Source organism: Achromobacter sp. GbtcB20 (genome assembly GCF_019091095.1).
Taxonomy (GTDB): Bacteria; Pseudomonadota; Gammaproteobacteria; order Burkholderiales; family Burkholderiaceae_B; genus Achromobacter; species Achromobacter mucicolens.
This window is the reverse complement of the sequence record NZ_JAGXJZ010000734.1, coordinates 1-250: the sequence shown is the minus strand read 5'-3', so window position 1 is coordinate 250 and position 250 is coordinate 1. Positions and strand designations below refer to the sequence as shown.

The 250-nt window shown below is 66.4% G+C and carries 1 protein-coding gene; it reads left to right on the top strand.

Annotated elements, in window-relative coordinates; all coding sequences use genetic code 11:
* Window positions 1-175 (top strand): DUF3820 family protein (locus KVT32_RS30900; protein ID WP_217619515.1); only part of this gene is annotated, 175 nt, incomplete at its 5' end.
* Window positions 176-250: the final 75 nt, after the last annotated feature.

Genomic DNA, 250 nt, shown 5'->3' with positions numbered 1-250 from the left:
CGGTAAATACAAAGGCCACAAGATCGCCGACCTCCCCGGCCACTACCTGGGCTGGTTCGCGCGCGAAGGATTTCCGCGCGGCGAGCTGGGCGAGCTGCTGGCCCTGATGTACGAGCTCGACCACAACGCCCTGCGCGGGCTGCTCGATCCCCTGCGCCGACCCAGGAGCGCCTGAATAAAGTCCCAGGGCAAGGCGCATCGTCGAAGACAGTACGGGCGTAGGGCGAGACGAGGCAACGCCGCCATGGTC